At 38.6% G+C, this 20,903-nt stretch carries 22 protein-coding genes; 15 read left to right on the forward strand and 7 right to left on the reverse strand.

The features are described 5' to 3' along the window. Positions 1 to 98: 98 nt before the first annotated feature. The 3 genes from rarD (at position 99) to MKX57_RS08475 (ending at position 3,372) form a co-directional block, all read left to right on the forward strand. Positions 99 to 1,010 carry an EamA family transporter RarD gene (gene rarD / locus MKX57_RS08465; RefSeq protein ID WP_036125050.1) on the forward strand — a complete coding sequence of 304 codons (912 nt, stop codon included), beginning with the start codon at positions 99 to 101 and terminating at the stop codon, positions 1,008 to 1,010. Positions 1,011 to 1,208: 198 nt separating this feature from the next. Further along, entirely contained in the window at positions 1,209 to 1,334 is a 126-nt protein-coding gene (locus MKX57_RS08470; RefSeq protein WP_258954905.1) for a hypothetical protein, read from the forward strand. Positions 1,335 to 1,467: 133 nt separating this feature from the next. Beyond that, positions 1,468 to 3,372, forward strand: coding sequence for a mannonate oxidoreductase (locus tag MKX57_RS08475; protein WP_107921831.1), 1,905 nt, complete (start codon positions 1,468 to 1,470; stop codon positions 3,370 to 3,372). A gap of 39 nt (positions 3,373 to 3,411) precedes the next feature. Here MKX57_RS08475 and MKX57_RS08480 read toward each other — a convergent pair whose 3' ends face one another. Continuing rightward, a complete protein-coding gene (locus MKX57_RS08480; RefSeq protein ID WP_089984984.1) occupies positions 3,412 to 4,662 on the reverse strand; it encodes a helix-turn-helix transcriptional regulator in 1,251 nt (416 codons plus the stop codon). A gap of 123 nt (positions 4,663 to 4,785) precedes the next feature. Between MKX57_RS08480 and MKX57_RS08485 the strand changes: the two genes are divergently transcribed. Next, entirely contained in the window at positions 4,786 to 6,081 is a 1,296-nt protein-coding gene (locus tag MKX57_RS08485; protein ID WP_008175620.1) for an MFS transporter, read from the forward strand. Positions 6,082 to 6,207: 126 nt separating this feature from the next. Here the strand turns inward: MKX57_RS08485 and MKX57_RS08490 are convergent, their stop codons facing one another. The 4 genes from MKX57_RS08490 to MKX57_RS08505 form a co-directional block, all read right to left on the reverse strand. Next, the gene (locus tag MKX57_RS08490) at positions 6,208 to 6,924 is read right to left on the reverse strand and encodes a lactate utilization protein C (RefSeq protein WP_089984982.1); all 717 of its coding nucleotides are present in this window, start codon (positions 6,922 to 6,924) and stop codon (positions 6,208 to 6,210) included. Beyond that, the gene (locus tag MKX57_RS08495; RefSeq protein ID WP_342550907.1) at positions 6,921 to 8,351 is read right to left on the reverse strand and encodes a LutB/LldF family L-lactate oxidation iron-sulfur protein; all 1,431 of its coding nucleotides are present in this window, start codon (positions 8,349 to 8,351) and stop codon (positions 6,921 to 6,923) included. Before MKX57_RS08495 ends, MKX57_RS08490 begins: the two co-directional genes overlap by 4 nt. Before the next feature lie 15 nt (positions 8,352 to 8,366). Then, positions 8,367 to 9,083, reverse strand: a complete 717-nt coding sequence (locus tag MKX57_RS08500; RefSeq protein ID WP_096364120.1) for a (Fe-S)-binding protein — start codon at positions 9,081 to 9,083, stop codon at positions 8,367 to 8,369. Positions 9,084 to 9,225: 142 nt separating this feature from the next. Further along, positions 9,226 to 9,957 carry a FadR/GntR family transcriptional regulator gene (locus MKX57_RS08505; protein WP_090001824.1) on the reverse strand — a complete coding sequence of 244 codons (732 nt, stop codon included), beginning with the start codon at positions 9,955 to 9,957 and terminating at the stop codon, positions 9,226 to 9,228. 353 nt (positions 9,958 to 10,310) lie between these two features. On the opposite strand from MKX57_RS08505, the gene MKX57_RS08510 reads away from it, so the two are divergent. Genes MKX57_RS08510 through MKX57_RS08520 form a run of 3 tightly spaced genes read left to right on the forward strand, consistent with a single transcriptional unit; the run spans position 10,311 to position 11,960 of the window. Then, positions 10,311 to 11,021 carry a cytochrome c biogenesis protein CcdA gene (locus MKX57_RS08510; RefSeq protein ID WP_008175625.1) on the forward strand — a complete coding sequence of 237 codons (711 nt, stop codon included), beginning with the start codon at positions 10,311 to 10,313 and terminating at the stop codon, positions 11,019 to 11,021. Positions 11,022 to 11,072: 51 nt separating this feature from the next. Beyond that, entirely contained in the window at positions 11,073 to 11,441 is a 369-nt protein-coding gene (locus MKX57_RS08515) for a response regulator (protein WP_025114988.1), read from the forward strand. Between the two features lie 24 nt (positions 11,442 to 11,465). Further along, positions 11,466 to 11,960 carry a cytochrome c biogenesis protein CcdC gene (locus MKX57_RS08520; protein WP_008175627.1) on the forward strand — a complete coding sequence of 165 codons (495 nt, stop codon included), beginning with the start codon at positions 11,466 to 11,468 and terminating at the stop codon, positions 11,958 to 11,960. Positions 11,961 to 12,623: 663 nt separating this feature from the next. Here the strand turns inward: MKX57_RS08520 and MKX57_RS08525 are convergent. Continuing rightward, complete coding sequence (locus tag MKX57_RS08525) at positions 12,624 to 13,052, reverse strand: DUF2621 domain-containing protein (RefSeq protein WP_008175629.1); 429 nt, start codon at positions 13,050 to 13,052, stop codon at positions 12,624 to 12,626. Between the two features lie 121 nt (positions 13,053 to 13,173). On the opposite strand from MKX57_RS08525, the gene MKX57_RS08530 reads away from it, so the two are divergent. The 5 genes from MKX57_RS08530 to MKX57_RS08550 all read left to right on the forward strand — a co-directional run bounded on the left by MKX57_RS08530 (position 13,174) and on the right by MKX57_RS08550 (position 15,184). Then, the gene (locus MKX57_RS08530; protein ID WP_008175630.1) at positions 13,174 to 13,389 is read left to right on the forward strand and encodes a DUF1659 domain-containing protein; all 216 of its coding nucleotides are present in this window, start codon (positions 13,174 to 13,176) and stop codon (positions 13,387 to 13,389) included. A gap of 14 nt (positions 13,390 to 13,403) precedes the next feature. Then, positions 13,404 to 13,628, forward strand: a complete 225-nt coding sequence (locus tag MKX57_RS08535) for a DUF2922 domain-containing protein (protein WP_008175631.1) — start codon at positions 13,404 to 13,406, stop codon at positions 13,626 to 13,628. A gap of 67 nt (positions 13,629 to 13,695) precedes the next feature. Further along, positions 13,696 to 13,818: a YvrJ family protein gene (locus MKX57_RS08540; protein WP_083796479.1), complete on the forward strand. Its 123-nt coding sequence runs from the start codon at positions 13,696 to 13,698 to the stop codon at positions 13,816 to 13,818. A gap of 104 nt (positions 13,819 to 13,922) precedes the next feature. Further along, positions 13,923 to 14,531 carry an SCO family protein gene (locus tag MKX57_RS08545; RefSeq protein WP_171365438.1) on the forward strand — a complete coding sequence of 203 codons (609 nt, stop codon included), beginning with the start codon at positions 13,923 to 13,925 and terminating at the stop codon, positions 14,529 to 14,531. A 113-nt stretch (positions 14,532 to 14,644) separates the two neighbouring features. Further along, positions 14,645 to 15,184, forward strand: a complete 540-nt coding sequence (locus tag MKX57_RS08550; protein ID WP_171365437.1) for a DUF1572 family protein — start codon at positions 14,645 to 14,647, stop codon at positions 15,182 to 15,184. Between the two features lie 37 nt (positions 15,185 to 15,221). On the opposite strand, the gene MKX57_RS08555 is transcribed toward MKX57_RS08550, so the two are convergent. Further along, positions 15,222 to 15,776, reverse strand: coding sequence for a delta-aminolevulinic acid dehydratase (locus MKX57_RS08555; RefSeq protein ID WP_342532547.1), 555 nt, complete (start codon positions 15,774 to 15,776; stop codon positions 15,222 to 15,224). Between the two features lie 104 nt (positions 15,777 to 15,880). Here MKX57_RS08555 and MKX57_RS08560 point away from each other — a divergent pair, with 104 nt between their 5' ends. The 3 genes from MKX57_RS08560 (at position 15,881) to MKX57_RS08570 (ending at position 20,864) form a co-directional block, all read left to right on the forward strand. Then, positions 15,881 to 16,702, forward strand: a complete 822-nt coding sequence (locus tag MKX57_RS08560; RefSeq protein WP_342532548.1) for a hypothetical protein — start codon at positions 15,881 to 15,883, stop codon at positions 16,700 to 16,702. 156 nt (positions 16,703 to 16,858) lie between these two features. Further along, a complete protein-coding gene (locus MKX57_RS08565) occupies positions 16,859 to 18,538 on the forward strand; it encodes a methyl-accepting chemotaxis protein (protein WP_089984964.1) in 1,680 nt (559 codons plus the stop codon). 364 nt (positions 18,539 to 18,902) lie between these two features. Continuing rightward, positions 18,903 to 20,864, forward strand: coding sequence for a methyl-accepting chemotaxis protein (locus MKX57_RS08570; protein ID WP_008175644.1), 1,962 nt, complete (start codon positions 18,903 to 18,905; stop codon positions 20,862 to 20,864). Positions 20,865 to 20,903 lie beyond the last annotated feature (39 nt).

Genomic DNA, 20,903 nt, shown 5'->3' on the forward strand with positions numbered 1-20,903 from the left:
CTGCCACACAAAGCTCTATAATGAGTCTATTCTTTAACTAGTTTAATATTATGTGAGGTCGCAATTGATTTCACTATGAGTAGGGAGCGTTAGTGGCAATGTCAAATGAGAAAAAAGGGGTTTTGGCGGCATTTTTTGCCTATGCCTTTTGGGGTGCCTTTCCTCTCTATTGGAAACTGCTTGAACATGTACCAAGCATGGAGATTTTATTATCCCGAGTGATTTGGTCGTTTGTCTTTACTGTACTGGCTGTCATCGTATTTCGAATGCGTAAAGACCTTATCGCGGACTTAAAATATTTATGGTCACATCAAAAGCATTTCTGGCAGCTTGCGGGTGCCTCCTTCGTCATTTCAATGAACTGGTACTTGTATATTTGGGCAGTAACCCATAACCATTTAATTGAGACAAGCTTAGGCTATTATATTAATCCGCTCATATCTGTTATTTTTGGAGTAATTTTCTTTAAAGAATCGTTGAGTCGCGCACAATGGGTAGCGACAGGAATTGCCTTTATGGCTGTTATTATTTTAACGATCAATTATGGCTCTGTACCATGGGTAGCACTATTGATTGCGCTATCTTTTGCGATATACGGCGTATTGAAAAAGAAAATTACACTGGATGCGACGAGAGGATTAGCTATTGAAACATTATTAATCCTACCATTTGCTTTAGGCTATTATGTGTATCTATTTACAACCCATCAAGCTTCGTTTTTACATGTTGATGTAAAAACAGATATTTTGATGATTTTCAGTGGTTTAGTAACAGCTGTACCACTCATCCTATTTGCAAAAGGTGCACAAAATATTCCATTGTATTTATTGGGCTTTATTCAATATGTTTCACCAACTATTGTATTGATTTTAGGTATCGTACTGTATAAAGAGCCATTTAGTCAGATAGAGCTTTTAGCATTTAGCATCATTTGGGGAGCATTATTACTATTCTCAGGTTCCAAGATTATAGAAACAAGAAAAGCTCATCATAAATCAGTAGACTTGTAGAATATTCTACAAGTCTTTTTTTATTCAATGGACTACATGGAGAGCGTACCTTTACAATTTAGTCAACATATAGTAAGATGATGTCAATAATTAGATAACAATGATAAAAATTGAGAGGTGCTTTTTGTGAGTGCGGTAGGTTCTAACTAGGTAAAAATTAAATGAAATAAATGATATGGCGACAGGGGGATATATGTCATGAACAGACCCCTTATTTGCTCATGGATTTATTTCAAAACCTATGTAGATGCCTACAATACTTTATCAAGCGGTGCATATATGGATGAAACTTCTGAAAATGAGGTTTTATTTGTAGTGCTATGAACACTCGCCTTTTGAAGATAGAGCTGTGGGGATTCCTCACAGCTTTTTTTAGTTTATTTAACACTTCATTGCTATCTAATATTGGGTAGGTATCTTCATGAATGATAAATATCAGAATGAGGAGCATATACAAATGAATTTTACTACGCTAGAGAAGTTACAATACCAAGAATTAAAAGATATCGTTAAATCCTATTGTGTAAGTGGATTGGGCAAACAGTTATTAGATAAATTAATGCCAAGCTCAAACTTAGCAGTTGTAAAAACTCGCTTGAATGAAACAACTGAGGCACGGGTAATCGTAGATGCGGAGGGTCATGTCCCATTTCTAGGCGTATCCAATATTGAGCATATCATGACCAAACTGGCAAAAGGGATGATCTTGGACCCCAGTGAGCTCATCAGCATGTCAGACTTTTTACGAGGCTGTCGTAACATTAAAAAATTCATGTTGGATAAGGAATTTTTTGCGCCAGTTCTTTCATCTTACGCGAATTCGATGGCTGAATTTAAAAGTGTGGAAGAAGAAATTAATTTTGCTATAAAAGCTAATCGCGTTGATTCAGCTGCTAGTCGAGAATTGAAGCGGATTCGTCATCATATCGAAACGACAGAGGAAAAAATAAAAGACCGCTTAACAAAATTCTTGAACAACAGTGCCAATAAAACGTATATACAAGAGTTCTTTATTAGTCAAAAGGATGAACGCTATACGATTCCAATTAAGGCTTCCTATAAAAACCATGTACAAGGTACGATAGTGGAAATCTCCTCAAAGGGTGCAACTGTTTTTATGGAGCCAAGTGTGGTCGCTAAATTAAATGGAGAATTAGCTACTTTAAAGGCTGAAGAGGCGGTGGAGGAGTATCAGATTTTAGCATCTTTATCGGGGCTTTTAATGGATCATCTTCACGCCCTCCATATTAATATGGAGTTGATTAGCCAATATGATATGGTTTTTGCTAAAGCAAAATTTAGTAAACAAATTGGCGGTATGGAGCCACGCCTCAATGATTATGGCTTCATCCAAGTAATCAATGGTAGACATCCTTTATTATCAGGGAATGCTGTGCCACTTCAATTTACGATTGGAAAAGATTATAGGAGTCTAATTATTACTGGACCAAACGCAGGCGGGAAAACGGTCGTGTTGAAAACAATTGGCTTATTAACATTGGCGACAATGTCCGGCTTTCATATCGTGGCAGATGAGGGCACTGAATTGGCTATATTCGATCATATCTTTGTCGATATAGGTGACAATCAAAGTATGGAAAATGCGCTAAGTACGTTTTCATCACATATGAAAAATCTCTCCGACATTATGAGAGCATCCAATAACCATACACTATTATTATTTGATGAGATCGGCAGTGGTACTGAGCCGAATGAAGGTGCGGCACTGGCTATTGCGATTTTGGAAGAGTTCTATCAAATGGGCTGTATGACAGTAGCGACAACACATTACGGAGAAATTAAACGGTTTTCAGAGATGCATCCAGACTTTATGAATGCGGCTATGCGATTTAATAGTGAAACATTAGAGCCTTTGTATCAGTTGATGATTGGCACGTCTGGAGAGAGTAATGCTCTTTGGATTTCTAAAAAAATGAATGTCCGTGCAGAGGTTTTGCAACGAGCACAGGATTATATGAATAATAAGGATTATCAGCTGACTCGGGTGCAGGATAGTAAAATTCGTAAGCCGAAAGTAGAGAAAGCTGGCAGGGCAGCAATCGTTAAATTTGCCAAAGGGGACCGTGTGAAATTATTGGATCATGATGATGTCGGGCTTGTTTATCAAGAGATGAATCAGTTCTATAATGTCACTGTGTACTATAAGGGTCAAATGCTAGAGGTTCATGTGAAACGACTTGCATTAGAGCTACCGGCAACCGAATTATACCCTGAAGGCTATGATCTTGAGACCTTATTTGTCGACTATCAAGAACGTAAGCTTCAGCATGATATTGAGCGGGGGTCCAAAAAAGCATTACGCAAAATTCATAAGCAAATAAAAGAAGATCAGCAAAAGTAAAAACAAGGGATTGCACGAAGCGGTGCAATCCCTTTCATATTAAGAAGTAGAATCAATTTGTGCCTTAATCGTCATATAGACTTCTTCGATTTTGCGTTTATAAGGTAAATCAACTAAATCTAGTGAATCGTTGTATGCCATTTTTGCGATGTCATAGGCGGTTGTCAGTTCCCCAAAATGTGCATAGCAAAGGGCCTTATAGGAAAAGCATTCATTTAAACCTAAAATATCATATGGATGGCTGATAAAATTAGGTGCTTTTTGAAAATGCTCAAACGCAGTCCTTGCCTCCTCATAACGACCGAGTAAATATAAGGACTTTCCTTTTTCCGCATAATAATAGTTTGAATCCAAAATTTCTAAATCCTCATGCTTGAGCTCATTAAAGCTCTCAATTTCTATTAACGCCTGCTCATAATTAAACATGTAATTATTATAATAATGTGCCCGTAAAATATAGATGAAAGCATCTACTAGTGCACGTTCGGCAAATGCCCGATATTGCTCCAGCTTCATAAACATATGCTCAGCTTGTTCAAAGTCATGGTCAATCATCGCGCAATAAGCACCGATACGATACATATCATCGATTTGATAAAACAGTTGGTTTTTATGAGCATTCGTAATGGTTTCGTTTATTAATTTTTTCCCTTCTTCATGTTCTCCGATGGCAAGCTGTAAAATGCTTGTATAATAAGCCATTAATAAAGCATCACGAGAATCAAACTGATAATCCTCTTGTTCAATCATTTCTTGCGCCTGTAAAATACAGGCATAGGCCAAGTCATATTGACGTTTTTCCGCCAATACGTTCATTTGCAGGATGAAAGTTTTGAACCAATGGCTAAGTAAATTAATTTCCTTAAAGATAGTGCGGGCTTGCAGGAGGGATGTTTCCCATGAAGCTAATCCTACTTCATACTGCGTGACAGCATATATATACAATAAACGGCCTGCTTCGTAGCTGTCAGGAAGGCCCTCTACTGATGGTTTTATCAAATCAACAATTTCTTGATGACGAACTATATCTCCCCATTTTACCTCTGCAAATAAAATTTCGACCTGCTCTAAAAGTGAACGAATGGATGAAGGTGTTACTTCTTCGAGTAATTCACTAGCCTTGACACCTAACCGTTCAGCAATATAGTCAAGGCTTTCCATAGAGGGCTTGGCCTTTTCATTTTCTATTTGACTCAGCATTCCTTTTGTTAGACGATCACCGGCAAGCGCCTCTAATGTTAATTTTTTTTCTTTCCTTAATTTACGAATTCGTGCACCTAGAGAGTTCACTGCCTCGCCTCCTTTTGTTTAATTATATTAAACTTTTTCTTGCGTGAAAAGGGGGAGCTGTGGTATATTTTGTTTAATAAAATTAAACTTTTTAATTTAGTTAAAAAATGGAGGGGTTTTAAGATGAATGAAGCGGAAAAATTAAAAAAGGCGACCTATCATTTATGGACATTTACAGCGAGTAAAATGATTGCCATGCTAGGGGCAAATGTCATGGCGTTTGGTTTTAGCTTGTATATATTAGCCATGACAGGGTCTGCCATGAGCTTTGCGACCAATATGATTTGTTCTGTGTTACCTCGTGCTCTCGTAGCACCATTGGCTGGTTATGTAGCGGATAATTTTTCAAAAAAACGAACAATTTTATTAGCGCAGGCAGGGACCATTTTGACCGTAGGGGGATTACTGATTTATACAGAAACGGTAGGGATGTCTGTTTATGCTATTTACATAGCTACTGTTTTTAATACGATATGTTCCGCATTTTCAGGGGTTACGTTTTCATCTGCAATTGCTACACTTGTTAATCCAGAACGTTTACAGCGCGCGATGTCATTTAATCAATTATCGATGTCCGTGGCTGCCATTGGGGGACCCGTCATTGGTGGTATGATGTATGGATTTTTCAATATTGACGTATTTTTAATGGTAAATATCGGAGCGTATATCATAGCGTTTTGCTTAGAGGCAACAATGGATTTTAAACTCTATAGTACAAGAGGAGAAGATGTAAAGAAGGAAAAAGTATGGGAAGGGCTTAAAGGCGGCTTCTATTATATAAAACAGCGTAAGGTCATAAAAACAATCATGTGGGTGGCATTATGGATTAATCTATTCTTTTCCGCTATCGCTGTTGGCGGAACATTTATTATCATTGAATTGCTAAAAGTAGAATCAACGCATTTTGGTTTTATTCAGGCATCAGGTGCAGCGGGTATGCTTATCGCTTCCCTTTATTTTGCGACAAGACCAGAAGTCAAAGCGCCATTACGTTTCTCAAAAATAAGCTTATTGCTGTTGGCAGGTAGTCTTGCCTTAGCCGTCATTCCATTAGTCACGAATTTTTCCTATATCGCAATTGTTAGTTTTTATCTAATCATTTACTTTATTTTCGCCATTTTCGAAATGGGTATTAATATGCCAATAGGGGTCTATATGCAAAAAAACATCTCGGAAGAATTCCGTGGCCGCGTTTTCGGACTGATGGAAACAATGGCAATGTCCATGATGCCTATTGGTATGGTTGTGTATGGAGTATTATACGATGCTATACCAGCCATGATCATATTGCCTGTTACAAGCGTCATTATCATTATCATTTCACTTGTGATGCTACGTACTTCTATCTTAAAAGAAGCACATCCGGAGTATTATGAAAAAGAAGTCATCACAAAAAGTGTGCCTCATTCAACAACATAATTGCATGCTTATGACTGTAGACAAAAGCTATCGTGACGTCACGATAGCTTTTGCTGTTTTCTTTTTATAAGAGTACTGCAACCGCCAGAAGTAGCAGATCTCAACAGCTTTCCTGTTTTTATGAGCTTAGCGATCCTCGATGACGATATAGGTGGCTTGAACGGGGCCATGTACACCAACAATTAGGATCATTTCGATATCTGCCGAGTTACTAGGACCTGTAATAAAGTTAATACAAGAAGGAATTTTTTCTCCATTTTTGATTTTTTCACGAATCCACTGTGCTGCTTGTGTCATACGTGGAACCATTGTACTTTTCGGGATCAAAATAATTGATTGTTTAGGTAAGAAGCTAATACTTCTTCCTTGATCTTTACTGCTAAAAAGGATAGCCGTCCCTGACTCAGCTAGCGTCATTTCGCTAATGGTCAAACCGATATTTGCTTTTTCAGCCTGTTGAATATTTTCCTCTGGTTGCTGTGAATTCCATTCATAATATTGAATATTAGACTGTGGCCATTTTTCTGTCATTAATTTAGATAGTCCGTAATCTTGAAATCGTTCATCCTTAGAAGTAATGACGGATTGTCCGCCATAATGGTCCACCACAGATTGTAGATCTTGAGAAAGCTTCGCACAATTAGAAATCACGATATTCGTATGAATATTGGCGCATTGTTTCGTGAAAATCTCTAGTAATTCGTCTCTTGTGGCATCTTTTAATGTACGGTTTTGAGGTTGATGCTGCCAAGTGGGGCGGGGGAGCGTTGTAATAGGTGAACGCCCTAACTGCTGTGCAATGTTTGCTAAAAAATTCTCTCGATGCTGAATGGTACCAGTCATGATTCCTCATCTCCTTTTGTTCGATGCTTCATCCAATCTCGGAAACTGTTTTTATTCGGTGCAGGGAAATCCCGTGCTTCAGTCCATGCTTTTAAAGGACCTAGCCCTTTAGTAATCGTATGGTCTTTCGTAAATGGAGACATTGCAGGAGCGGCCATTTTTGTAGCCATTTTATACAAAGTAGGGGAAGAAGCCCCTAAGCCAAATGCCTTCATTAATAGCTTTTCGGAAACGGGTGCTTTGCCTTCATTTTCAACAATGACCTGACGATGTCTATGAATAAGGTGATGTAAAGGAATTTTTACAGGGCAAGCATCCGTACAGGCACCACATAGCGTTGAAGCATAGGGGAGCTCTTTAAAATCATCATAGCCTCCTAATAACGGAGAGAGCACCACACCAACAGGGCCCGAATAGATAGAGCCATACGTATGCCCACCGACATGACGATAAACAGGGCAAGCGTTGACACAGGCGGCACAGCGAATGCATTGTAAGATAGGCTGAAATTCGCCACCAAGTATGGCAGAGCGACCATTATCCACTATGACTAAATGGAATTCCTCAGGTCCATCTGAATCACCCTCTTCTTTAATTCCTGTAAGCGTAGTAATATAGCTTGTTAGCTTTTGACCTACAGCACTACGTGTTAATAAGCTAACAAGAACTTCCATTTCTTCAAAGGTAGGAACAATTCTTTCCATTCCCATAACAGTGACTTGAGTTTTTGGTAGAGCCGTAACTAAATCAGCATTACCTTCATTGGTGACTAGAGTAATCGATCCACTTTCAGCAATGGCAAAATTACAGCCTGTTATACCGATATCAGCAGTTAAATATTCATCGCGTAGTTTATCACGCACATAAAGAGCAAGCTCCTCCGGCTTTTCCGATTGAGCGTAACCTTGTTTTTCTTTAAACACATCTCGAATTTGCTCTTTGTTTTTATGCAGAGCAGGAGCCACAATATGGGATGGAGGCTCGTGATCTGCAACCTGCAAAATGTATTCACCTAAGTCCGTTTCTATCACTTCACAGCCTAGTTCCTCTAAAGCAGCATTAAGGTTAATTTCCTCGGTTACCATCGATTTTGACTTAACAATTTTAGCGGCATTTTTCTTTTTCACAATACCTTGAATATAGGCTGTCGCTTCTTGAGCAGTTTGAGCAAAGAAAACATGGCCACCTCTTTTGGCAAAATTTTCACTTAATTGGTGTAGATAATAATCTAGGTTTTCTAAAACATGTTTACGTATTTCCTCTCCATGTGAACGCCATTCTTCCCAATCTCCAAGTTCTAGAGTTTGCTGTAGACGACGAGTTTGAAAGCGGTCCTGAGCATTAGAAACAGCACTCCGCATAAATGGATTGTCAAGCTCTTTTGTGACACGGTCCGAAAAGCGATCATTACTAGTTTTCATGGCCATTAATGTTTCCCCCTCTTATCGACAATTTAAAACCTCTGCAATATGCATCACTTTAATCGGTTTACCTTGGCGATGAATACGACCACCAATATTGATTAAACAGCCAGCATCTGCTCCAATTAAATAGTCCGCCCCTGTCTCCTCTACATGGTGGACCTTTTCATGAACCATTTCGCTAGAAATATTGCCCATTTTGACAGAGAATGTGCCACCAAACCCGCAGCACCTATCTTTTCCGTGAAGCTCCACATACTGTAAACCATCGACGTTTTGTAATAACTTCAATGGAGCCTCAGTCACACCGAGGAGGCGAGTCATATGGCAGGAAGTATGGTAAGTAGCTTTGCCCTCTAAATGTGCTCCAACATCCTCTATCTTTAATACGTTGACAATAAATTCAGTAAACTCATATGTTTTGGCTGCCAATGCCTTTGCTTTTGATTCCCATAGAGGATCCCCCTTAAAAACCTCTGGATATTCCTTAAACATATAAGCACAAGAACCAGAGGGGGAGACGACGTATTCGGCATGCTCGAAGGCACCGATCATTCTTTTCATCGCATTTTTTGATTCTTTCACATAGCCACTGTTATAAGCGGGCTGTCCACAGCATATTTGTTCCTCAGGAAAATCAATTTCACAGCCAAGTCTTTCTAATACTTCCACTACGGCTTTCCCTACATCTCCCTGAAACAAATCCACTAGGCAAGTAGCAAAGAGAGTTACTTTCATATGCATCGCTCCTTTTTATAAACAACAGGTCATCAGATGACTTATAGCTATATGAATCATACTACAAATTTTTCTAAGAAAGAAGATGTTTTGATAGAATTTTCAGAAATAATAAAACAACCTAGTCGAGAGCTAGGCTGTTTTAAAGTGGATGAGAGTCGGTTGTTTCAAAATACTGCAATAGAACCTTTTCAACATTGCTTAAATGAAAGGTCATCGCCTGCTTAGCCAATTCTTCATTTTGCTGCTGAATAGCAAGGAAGATATTCATATGTTCCTCATATAGTTGCTCGCTTGTTGTTTTTTTAGAGTACAACCAAATGCGGCGTGTTTCTTTCATCGTATCAATCATCAGGCCAGAAATTTGATCTAGAATGGTAGCAAGTAGGGGATTTTGGGAGGCAGTCGCTATCGCCACATGAAATTGATAATCCACCTTTTCACCAAGTTCACCATCTCCATGGGCTTGCTTCATGTCCTCTAAAATTTGAACCATTGCTTGAATATCCTGTTCCGTACGGTTGATGGCTGCACTTGCGGCTGCTCCTACTTCAATGATCTTGCGCACCTCTAATAAACGGGCAATATCAAGTTTATTCGATAACATGGCTGTAGATAATGGAAAATCCAGTCTATTTGGAGGCACACTTTTGACAAAAGTCCCAGAGCCTTGTTTGATTTCAATCAATCCCATTGCCTTTAAAGCAGACAGCGCCTCTCGCACAGCAGATCGGCTAACTTGTAATTGTTCAGCAAGCTGTTCCACCGAGTCTAGTCGATCACCTGGCTTTAAAACACCCGCTCTTATTTTCTCATGCAAAATTTCGGACACTTCTTCATAGATTTTTTTAGGTTTAATTTTTCTTAATTCCAAGGAGCTACACCTCTTTTTTTCAATCAAATGCACGTTTGTTATGAATAGTATACATGAAGATTAGTGAATCACTCACTAATTAACCATATATGGTCTATAAAAAATGGGTGTAGAGCTGATTTAAATGAGATTTGCCAACCTATTTGATGTTGTAGAATAATGGCGAATTTTGTTGACAGAAAATCAACAGGGGCGCATAATGCAGAAGTAGCTTATTAGGTGTTCTACATGTATGGGAAGGACTTTTCAGAAATCTCATCATTTTGCCATGAAACGTTCACAATCAGGAAGGGCGCAATTTATCATGTTTTTTGGTACGATGGATGCAGTAACTGTAAGGAGCGATCGAAAATATGGGATCAGATATTAACGTATTTTTAGCTTTTGGTGCAGGGTTTTTAAGTTTTATTTCACCATGTACCCTCCCATTGTATCCAGCATTTTTATCGTACATAACTGGTATGACATTAGATGAGCTAAAATCAGAAAAAGGGATGCTACAAAAGCGTGCCATTTTCCACACACTATTCTTTTTACTAGGATTTTCAATTATTTTTATCATAATTGGACTAAGTGCCTCATATGCGGCAGAGTTTTTCCTGAACTATCAAACTTTACTACGTCAGGTTGGTGCCATTTTAATCGTAGTATTTGGTTTAATGATTGTAGGATTACTACAAATTGATTTCCTCATGAAGGATCGAAAGTTTCAATTTAAAAATCGACCATCTGGCTATTTGGGATCCGTTTTAATTGGTATTGCCTTTGCGGCAGGATGGACACCATGTACAGGACCAATTTTAGCTTCTATTATAATGTTGGCTAGTACAAACCCAGGAGCGGGCTTTAGCTATATGTTCGCCTATTATTTAGGGTTCGCGATTCCATTCTTTGTGTTATCATTCTTTATTTCACGTATGACATGGATTCGCACACACAGCCAAAAAATCGTGAAAATCGGTGGTTATATAATGATTGCCGTGGGTATTTTGTTATTCTTTGATGGATTAACGTATATTACTCGTATATTACAGCCAATTTTCGGTGGATTTACAGGCTTTTAATTTGATACACTAAAGAGGCATACCGTACTTTAACGTGAGGGAGATGAACATGTGCCTACAGTTTTAGTAGTGGATGATACGCTATTTATGCGTGTTGCAATCAGTAATATGTTTTCAGAATGGGGTTACGAGGTAGTAGGTAAGGCAGCAAATGGTAAAGAAGCTGTGGCTATGTATCGAGAGTTACAACCAGATTTAGTAACAATGGATGTAACGATGCCCGTTATGACTGGTATTGCGGCAGTAAAAAAAATTATCCCAGAGTTTCCAAATGCAAAAATAATTATGGTAACAGCATTAGGCCAACAAAAGTTAATTGTAGAAGCGATTGAAAGTGGGGCAAAAGATTTTATTACCAAGCCCTTTGAGCCAGAAAGATTAAGAGCCGTCGCTGACCAATTACTTGGACAAAATTGCTAATTTGACATTAGAGGAGGATCTTTTATGTTAAGCAATATCCCTTCTCACTATTATGTTATTGGGTCAACCATTATGGCCATTCTTATGGGTAGCTTTGTCATGGTCATACGTATGAGAGCTTCCAAAATGCCAACAAATGAGAAGAAAATTATTATTCCGCCAATCGCGATGTCTTCTGGTGCACTCATGTTTTTATTTGAACAATTCCGAGTGCCACCCATGCAAATATTAGAAGCAGCCGCTGTAGGAATGGTGTTCTCGACCATTTTAATTGCCACTTCCAAATTCGAAGTGAAGGGTCGAGATATTTATTTAAAACGTTCAAAAGCATTCGTTTTTATATTATTTGGTTTATTAATATTCCGAGTAGTGGCCAAAATGATTTTAAGCAACTCCATCGATGTCGGCGAATTAGCTGGCATGTTCTGGATCCTAGCCTTCGCCATGTTAGTACCTTGGCGAATCGCCATGCTAATCCAGTTTAAAAAAATCAAAAAAACGATTCCCCAACTACACTAGTACTCAAACTAGTGTAGTTTTTTTATGCTCTAGAGTTGGGAGGTGGGGTGGATTTGTGGTTGGTGCACGAGAAAGGAGGCTGTTTCGGCAGAAGTGGTGGATAAAACGAAGAAAAGTGATGGATAGAGCTCCAAAGGTGGCTGCATAGGCAAAAGTGGCGGATAAAACAAGAGAAGTGCTGGATAGAACCGCGAAAGTGACGGATAGAGAGAGAAAAATGACGATAGGGCACCAAATGAGGCTGCCTCAGTAAAAGTTGACTGATAAAACCAGCGAAGTGACGGATAAAACCGCGAAAGTGACGGATAGAGCGAGAAAAATGACGATAGGGCACCAAATGAGGCTGCCTCGGTAAAAGAGGTGGATAAAACCAGCAAAGTGACGGATACAATCGCAAAAGTGACGGATAGAGCACAAATAGTGCTACCTTGGCAAAAGCGGCGGATAAAACAAGAGAAGTGGTGGATAAAACCGCGAAAGTGACGGATAGAATCGCAAAAGTGACGGATAGAGCGCCGAAAGTGACGGATACAATCGTAAAAATACCGAATAAAACCGCAAATAAGGATGCCCCGCTAAAAAAGTAACATAGAAAACGAAGTAAACAACCCCGTTAAACCCCAAAAAAAACGCTGCACAAGCGTATGTGCAGCGTAGCTTTCTTTATTCAAATAAATGTTCGTAGGGGGCGATGTCAATTTGCATTTGCTCTAATTTTTTGCGTAAAAATTTGTGATCGCGTTTCGGTGTTGCTTGGATGTAGCCGCGAATTATGAGGTCATTATTAATAGCAGGTGCTTTTTCCTCTAAAGCGAGCTCGCCAATTTTTCCTGCAATTTTCTCCTTTGCTACTTGTCTAAAGAGCTCTGGGACAGGGCTTACAAGCTCATAGAGTAACTCTTTTTCAGCTTGTCCCCATAAATGGATTGTTTTATCTAAATAAAATTCCTGCCAATCTAAATCAGACTTTCCATCCTGCTTTGGGAGTGCTTTTAAAAACTTGCGGAACATGAAAAAGCCGCCAATCGCCATCAATGAAATGAGGACAACTACCCAAAATAAAATAAACCATAAAAACCAACCTTGTAACAAATCGTTCACCTCTTTGCCTTCTCTGATTCTATTATAAAAGCTTCCGAAAGAAAATTCATCCTATAATGTCCCTTTTTTAGCAATTCGTCTTTATATAGTGTTTGAAGGGAGGTGAGGATGGATGGCGAATGTGAATTTTTTACATGCTACCCTAAGACTTAAATATGTGGAAGGCTACAATGATCAAAACGAGCCAACATACATTACTAAATCGTATCGAAATCTCGCTAAGACACATAATGAGGACGATTTAGTAGCTGTCGCGCATGCGATGGCCAGTCTTTCATCACTAGCCGTGGTTAGTATTGAAAAGCAAGAAACCAGCGAATTATCTTAAGGGGGGATCAGAAGATGGCACAAGTTTTAGAGTTACAATTTGTGACAGCGGATGGTAAAACATCTACGCTGACGATTGATGCACCGAAGCCTGCTATTACCGCAACAGACATTCAAAAGGTCATGCAAACTATAGTGACTAAAAATGTATTTTCAGGACAAGCTGGCGCCTTAGCAGCTATTAAAGGCGCTCGTATTGTAGAACGAAAAGTAATAGAATTTGATGTAGCAACAGAATAATGCAAAAATGGTCTTTGCTAAGAAAAATGCAAAGGCCATTTTTACCTAAGTGAAAGGGGGCATAACGATGGAACAGTGGTTAAGCATGATTTCAGATATCGGTTTCCCGATAATAGTGTCCTTTTATTTATTACACCGTGTCGAGGTAAAGCTAGATGCGATACATGAGGCACTTGTTTCCTTAAAATGAAATTAATTTCACAAATATGTACGAAAGCTGTCACCTAGAAGTTCTTGTCAACGCTTACAGCCTAAGTTAGGATGAGGGTAGTGTAGGTTAGGGAGAGTGTTAACATGAAACATAAACTAATTGGGCTATTATTGCTTTTAGCCTGTGCGACTGTTCTAGGTGCCTGTGGGAATTCCAAATTTAAAGCAGATTATAGTTTGGAAATACCTGATTTTGAACATGTCAATCAACGTGGAGAGACGGTTTCACTTGAAAGTTTAAAAGGCAAGCCATGGATTGGTATGTATATTTTCACGAATTGTGTATCGATTTGCCCACCAATGTCCTTGAATATGGCACAAGTCCAAGAAAAGCTACAGAAAAAAGGAGTAGAGGATTATAATATCGTCGCCTTTTCCGTAGATCCAGATGTTGATACGCCAGAAGTATTAGCCAACTATATTAGTAAATATAATGTGCCAGATGATTCTAAATGGAATCTTCTTACAGGTTATTCACAAAAATATATTGAACAGTTTGCGGTTAAAAATACGAAAATTTTAGTGAAAAACGATCCTAATAGTGATCAAGTTATCCATGGTAATCAATTTTTCCTAGTCGATAAAGATGGAACAATCGTTAAAATGTATAATGGCTTCGCTGAAAATATTGAAGATGTACCAATTGATACAATAGCTTCTGATATTGAAACATATGTTGATGAAAATTTATAATTAGCAACCGTCTCGAATTTTTGAGACGGTTTTAATTATATGACGACTATTAGCTGGTAAACAGTAAGATTTTCCATTTATAATAATAAAAAAGAGGGGATGGGGATTCGCTTATGACGATTGCACAAACATATTTACAGGTCATCCAAAAAAGGTTTAACAATGTGAAAGAGCTAGGGGATGGGGCACTGGCCCAACTAGAAGGGGCTGAGTTGCACTGGGCATATAATGAAGAATCCAATAGTGTCGCGGTCATTGTTAAACATGTTAGTGGTAATATGATTTCGCGCTGGACTGATTTTTTAACGACAGATGGTGAGAAAACTACACGAAATCGGGATGATGAGTTTATTAATAGTCTGTCTACAAAAGAAGCCATTCTCGCAGTTTGGGAAGAGGGCTGGCAAGTATTTTTAGATGCTTTGGCGAGTATTAAAGAATCCGATTTGCAGGGGCATGTTACAATCAGAGGGGAAAAGCTAGCGGTAATTGATGCGATAGAAAGGCAAATGGCTCATTATTCACAGCATATTGGTCAAATGATTTATATCGCGAAGCAAGTAAAGGGATCTGAGTGGCAAACGTTAAGTATAGCGAGAGGACAGTCGCAAGCGTTTAACAAGGCCATGCTTGAAAATAGCCATGAAAAATAAGAGAAATCGTAGCAATTAGTAGTTGCTACGATCTTTTTTATGACAAATAAAGCTTGTACATCGCAGTCTCCGAATCAATGGCTTGAGCTAGTTCAAATGCTTCCTGCTGATTTTTATGATGAGAGATGATCTCATAGAAAAAGCGAATTAGAAACATAAGATTGGCGTTACCATCGATATAGTCATCTGGTGCTAAATAGGAGTGGCAGCCACTTTGCAAAAATGCTGTTGCGAGCTGTTCGCACCCTAATGTACAGCCTGCTGCAATAACCTTTACACCTTGGAGGCGGCTATAAATTTGTACATCCAATGGACCAAAGTATATACTCTTTGGTTCATTAACTTCATAAACATCCTCCCCTAGCTCAGGCAGACAAAACCGTCCTTCATCTCCGTGAAAGTTCAAAATTAGATAATCCATCTTGCCATGTAGATCAACGCCTGATAAAACATCAATCAAATCATTGGGTCTACCAATTAAATGAAGGGTTACCCTTGCACCAAAGGATTCAAGTGCAGCACGGATGGCCATTGATTCAAAATCACAATTAGGTCCTACTACTACATTAACGTATAATTCTGGCTTGCTCATTTGCCGTTCCACCTCCATCCTTTAGTATAGATGAAACCTATTGGATGGGTAAACCGTATATTACAATAATTACTATATATGTAAAGGTTAAAGGAGTTTTAGCTATGAAACGGGTTGGACATTTACTTACATTACTACTTGGCATGACGCTTAGCCTCATCACCTTCTTACTGTTTTTGGACAATGAGAGGCAAAGAGACGAACTAGTATCTCTTTCTTATAGTCAATTTCAAACTATCCAACAGGCATGGTATATGTCTGGAAGTGATGGCAAGGAGCAATATTTATATCCATTAAAGCATGTGTTCTACCTTAACCGTTATGAGGTACAAGATACAGAACACCTTCTACAAGCTTTACGAACTAAAAAAGTCCCTATCAGTCGACCCGCCCAACCTACCCCAACAAGTGATTTATATATACGTTTTGATAATGGAAAGGAAATGGCCGTCAAGGTAATGGTGGAGGATGAAGAATTATTTCTCATGGACCAAAAAACGATGCAGTATTATCAACTGCCAACAGCAGAAGTGGTAGATTATTTTCGTTGGTTGAATGAAGAAAGCCGAATGCCGTTGTTTTTATTTATTATTTATACCGTTTTATTTTTTAGTTTAGCTTATCTGCTTGCAAAGAAATTAATAGGAGGTACATCGAAAACAACTTCGACAAAATTAATTAAACAGAAAGGGAAGCGACTTTCAGCTGATTTTCTTTTTCCTATCATCCTGCCATTAATCATCACCATTTCGATGCAAATATATGGGGCTCAGCATAGCTTATTATTATTAAGTGTCATGATGCTTACTTCAGGTATTCGAGAATATGTTGAAAAAAGAGAGCTTTTCATGAAAATGGTCCTGCTTGTCCCGATCTTTTCGTTTTATCTCCATGGCTTTCAATGGATTATTTCCTATTTTAACTAGCAAAATAGTGGATATTATTGTCAATAGTTTTCAGGTGGAGTTTGCATTATTGTTAAATTTTAGCGATGTTTTGTGAGGAAAGGTACATATTCTATAGGATAATAGATTTAGATAGGATATACTCTATGGTGATTACAGTAGAATTGAGGGAATCATATGAGATTAACTGTGGAACGTAAACTACAAATGGCTTTTGGTATAGTGCTAGCCTTCTTATTAATGATTACAGCCATTGCGATGTATTTCTTAACAAATAATAATAAGACACTAGCTGAAATCGAAGACAATACGGAATTAATCCATCTATATCAAGATATCTCGTTCCAAACAGTGCGTGCAAATGCAGCTATTCGAGGATTTATATTATATGGTAAGGAAGAAATGTTGAACAATCATCATGAAATTCGCAATACCTTACATACATCCATTAATCGCCTCCAAGAAATAGGCGCTCGCAATCAAGATTTTGAGCAATTTTTACAACAGCTTGATGATTGGGAAAAGGCGATAGATGGACAGATTATTCCGCTTTATAAACGTGGCGAAATAGAACAGGCTCAGCAAGTAGCCTTGCCGATTTTAGGGGATGGCTCTTTGAAGCTTGTAGTCTTTGGTAAGACAATGGCTACTGCACAACAGGAAGACATGCTAGCACATATTGAGGCGACAAAGGAAAAAGGGGAAAGAAGTGGTATTGAAATAATGATATTGGCGGCAATTTCTCTCCTCATTAGCATCATTATTGCTACTGTATTTGGTAGAAGAGTTGCTAAAAACATTCAGCTAACAGTCAGAGAAATGGATACATTCTCAGAGGGGAATTTACATGCTCATCTACAATTCAAAACAAAGGACGAATTTGCACATCTAGCCGAGTCATTCAATAGCATGTCAGAAAAACTTCGTCAAATGATGAAGCAAGTAGGAGATTCCTCTGAGCAAGTAGCCGCTACCTCTGAGCAGCTAACGGCTAGTAGCTTGGAGGTTACACAGGCAACGGAAGTCGTCACTGAATCAATTCAAGACATTGCACAAGGAATTGATGAGCAGGATACGTTAACAGGCGATGTACGAAATTTATCGGCCCATATTTTGAAGAAAATGAATGATATTTCCACTAGCATTCAAAACGTTAATGATGCAACCGTCGAAACGAAAAATATGGCGAGTTTAGGTCGTTCTTCTGTCCATGTTGCCACGGTACAGATGGATGAAATTTCAGCCAACACGAGTGAATTAAATACGCGCGTCCAAGATTTAGATGATAATTCAGCAGCCATTGTAGCCGCTGTGAACGTCATTAAAAGTATTGCGACACAGACCAATTTGCTTGCTATCAATGCCTCCATCGAAGCAGCCCGGAGCGGTGAGCATGGGAAAGGGTTTGCCGTTGTCGCTGAGGAAGTACGCAAACTAGCAGATGAGTCGAATCTTGCAGCAGTGGAAATTGAAAAAGTAGTAGCACAGATTACTGACAGTACAAGAATAATTGAAGAAGATATGGTCAATAGCAATGATTCGGTGCATGTAGGTCGTGATAAGGTCAATGTGGCAAGAGATAATTTTATACAAATTGATGATGCCATTACGGATGTACAAGCACAAACGGAATTAGTTACCGCAGCCATTCGTACTATCCATCAAGATATTGAAAAGCTGGTCCAAGAGATCAATTACATAGGTGAAGTATCTATGAAATCAAGCCGTCATGTGCAAAGCGTTGCCGCTTCTTCGGAAGAGCAAAATGCGGCGATGGAGGAAGTAGCGGCAGCTTCCACCCATTTAGCGAAAATGGCGATAGATCTACAGGAATCCATACAAACATTTAAATATTAAGGTCATGATAAAGGAGGTGTCTAATGGTCAAATAGATCATTGGACAACCTCTTTATTTTTACTTTCCAATCATTTCAGCAAGTTCAAATTCCTTTAGAATCGGGATCAATAGTTGCCATTTTTCATATAGTCATGATTAGGAAGTGATGGGCTAATAGTTTGTTCTTCCTGACAATTACAGGGATTTATAGTTATCTGTAAAGACTGAATAATAGAAAAATCATAAATATGTTTGAAAAATAATATTTCATCCGATAAAAGCTATGGGAGAGATGTAAAACAGATACAGAGTGGGAATGGTTGTAGCAAATATCAGGCTGACAAGTGATATTTTTCACTTCAAGAAACAAAAGGAGAATAATATATGAAGAAAATATTTAGCAGTTTTAAGGGCAAGCTTTATACGCTATTTGCACTAGTATTACTAATCCCTGTTATATCTGTAGGTAGTTTATCTTATTTATCAGCTAAAGATTCGATAGAAGAAGAAATCTTATTTAGTGCCAATGAAAGTGTGGGCATTTTAAATAAGCTTATCGATCAAACTATTACTGATAAGATGAATGACATTCAAGTGTTTAGTAGTGAAATAGATGCACAACAAGTTAAGCAATCACAAGCTTCTATCGAATCGAAGTTTAAGCAATATGGACAGCTTAATCCAGACGTTTTAAGTATTTATGTTGGAACAAATGATGGTTCGTTTTCTCAGGTACCAAAATTGAATGATGCGGACTATAATCCATTAGATCGAGATTGGTATAAACAAGCGACTGCTTTAAAAGGTGAAACGTTAATTACTAACCCTTATAAAGATGCGGGAACTGGTGATATGGTTGTAACGGTTGCTAAACAGATCAAGGACCGGTCAGGGGTTGTTGCTATTGATATTAAGTTAACAAACCTTCAAAAAATTGCAGATTCCATTCGAATTGGGAAAAATGGGTATCCCTCTATTTTTGGGGAAGACAATCTGGTCATTTCACATCCTACATTAGAAGCGGGTGGCAAGCTAAAAGAAAGTTTCCTAGATAAAATGTACGAAAGTCCCTCTGGCACCTATGAATACGTCTTTAACGGCGATGATCGTATTTTGTTCTATACGACGAATGAGGTAACCAATTGGAAAATTACAGGTACGATCTTTTCTAAGGAAATTGATGAATCGGCTTCATCGATTTTAACTCATACCATCATAGTTCTGCTTGCAGCTGTCGTGATTAGTTCTATAATCTTCTACTTCGTGATGAAGGCTGTCATTAAACCAATTAAAGCATTAAAAGATAGTGCCGTTACGATCAGTAAAGGTGATCTGACAGAGACTGTTACAATAACTTCGAAGGATGAAATTGGACAATTAGGACAAGCCTTTAACGATATGCAGGAAAGTTTGCGGACGCTTATTCAAAAAATTGAACAAAATGCAGAGGAAGTGGCATCGTCTGCTGAAGAGCTAACAGCTAATGCGAATCAAACAAGTATAGCAACCGAAAAAGTCGCTATTTCTATTCAAGATGTTGCGTCAAGTGCAGATGGTCAGACTATGAGTGCCAATAAAAATGCAGAATCATTACATGAGCTTTCAACAGCCATTCTTCATATTGCTGAAATTTCTTCCGCTGTGACGGACCTTTCACAGCATGCGACATTACAAGCAGATGAGGGCGGACAAGCTGTCCAAAATACAAAGGATCAAATGCAGTCTATTCATTTATCTGTTGCTGATTCCAATGCTAAAATTCAAACCTTACATGAGCGTTCACAGCAAATTACATCCATTTTAGATGTTATTACAAGCATTGCGGATCAAACTAATTTACTGGCTTTAAATGCCGCTATTGAAGCAGCAAGAGCAGGGGAGCATGGAAAAGGCTTTGCGGTTGTCGCAGACGAAGTCCGTAAGCTAGCCGAGCAATCACAGGAATCGGCTAAACAAATATTTGATCTAATACGTGGGATTCAACAAGAAACAGAGCAATCTGTAAGTATTATGGCTAAGGTAACGGAGGATGTTCAAAGTGGTTTACATATTTCTGATGAAGCCATTACGAAATTCCAAGTAATTAGGACAAGTATGAATGAAATTACGCCAAAAATGGAAGAGGTTTCTTCTGCCTCCGAGCAAATGTCTGCTGGTGTGCAAGAGGTAGCAGCGGTGACGGAGGATTTAGCCTTCTCAGCCAAAGGCAATGCTGCCGCTTCTGAAGATGTTGCAGCCTCAACAGAGGAACAGTTAGCATCAATGGAAGAAATCAATGCCTCGGCACAAGCACTTGCACATATGGCAGATGAATTAAAACAACTAATTAGTCAGTTCAAATATTAAAAAAAACGCCCCTCCATTCATTACAATGGAGGGGCGTTC

Origin of the sequence: Lysinibacillus sp. FSL M8-0216 (assembly GCF_038595555.1) — a bacterium.
Lineage (GTDB): Bacteria > Bacillota > Bacilli > Bacillales_A > Planococcaceae > Lysinibacillus > Lysinibacillus fusiformis.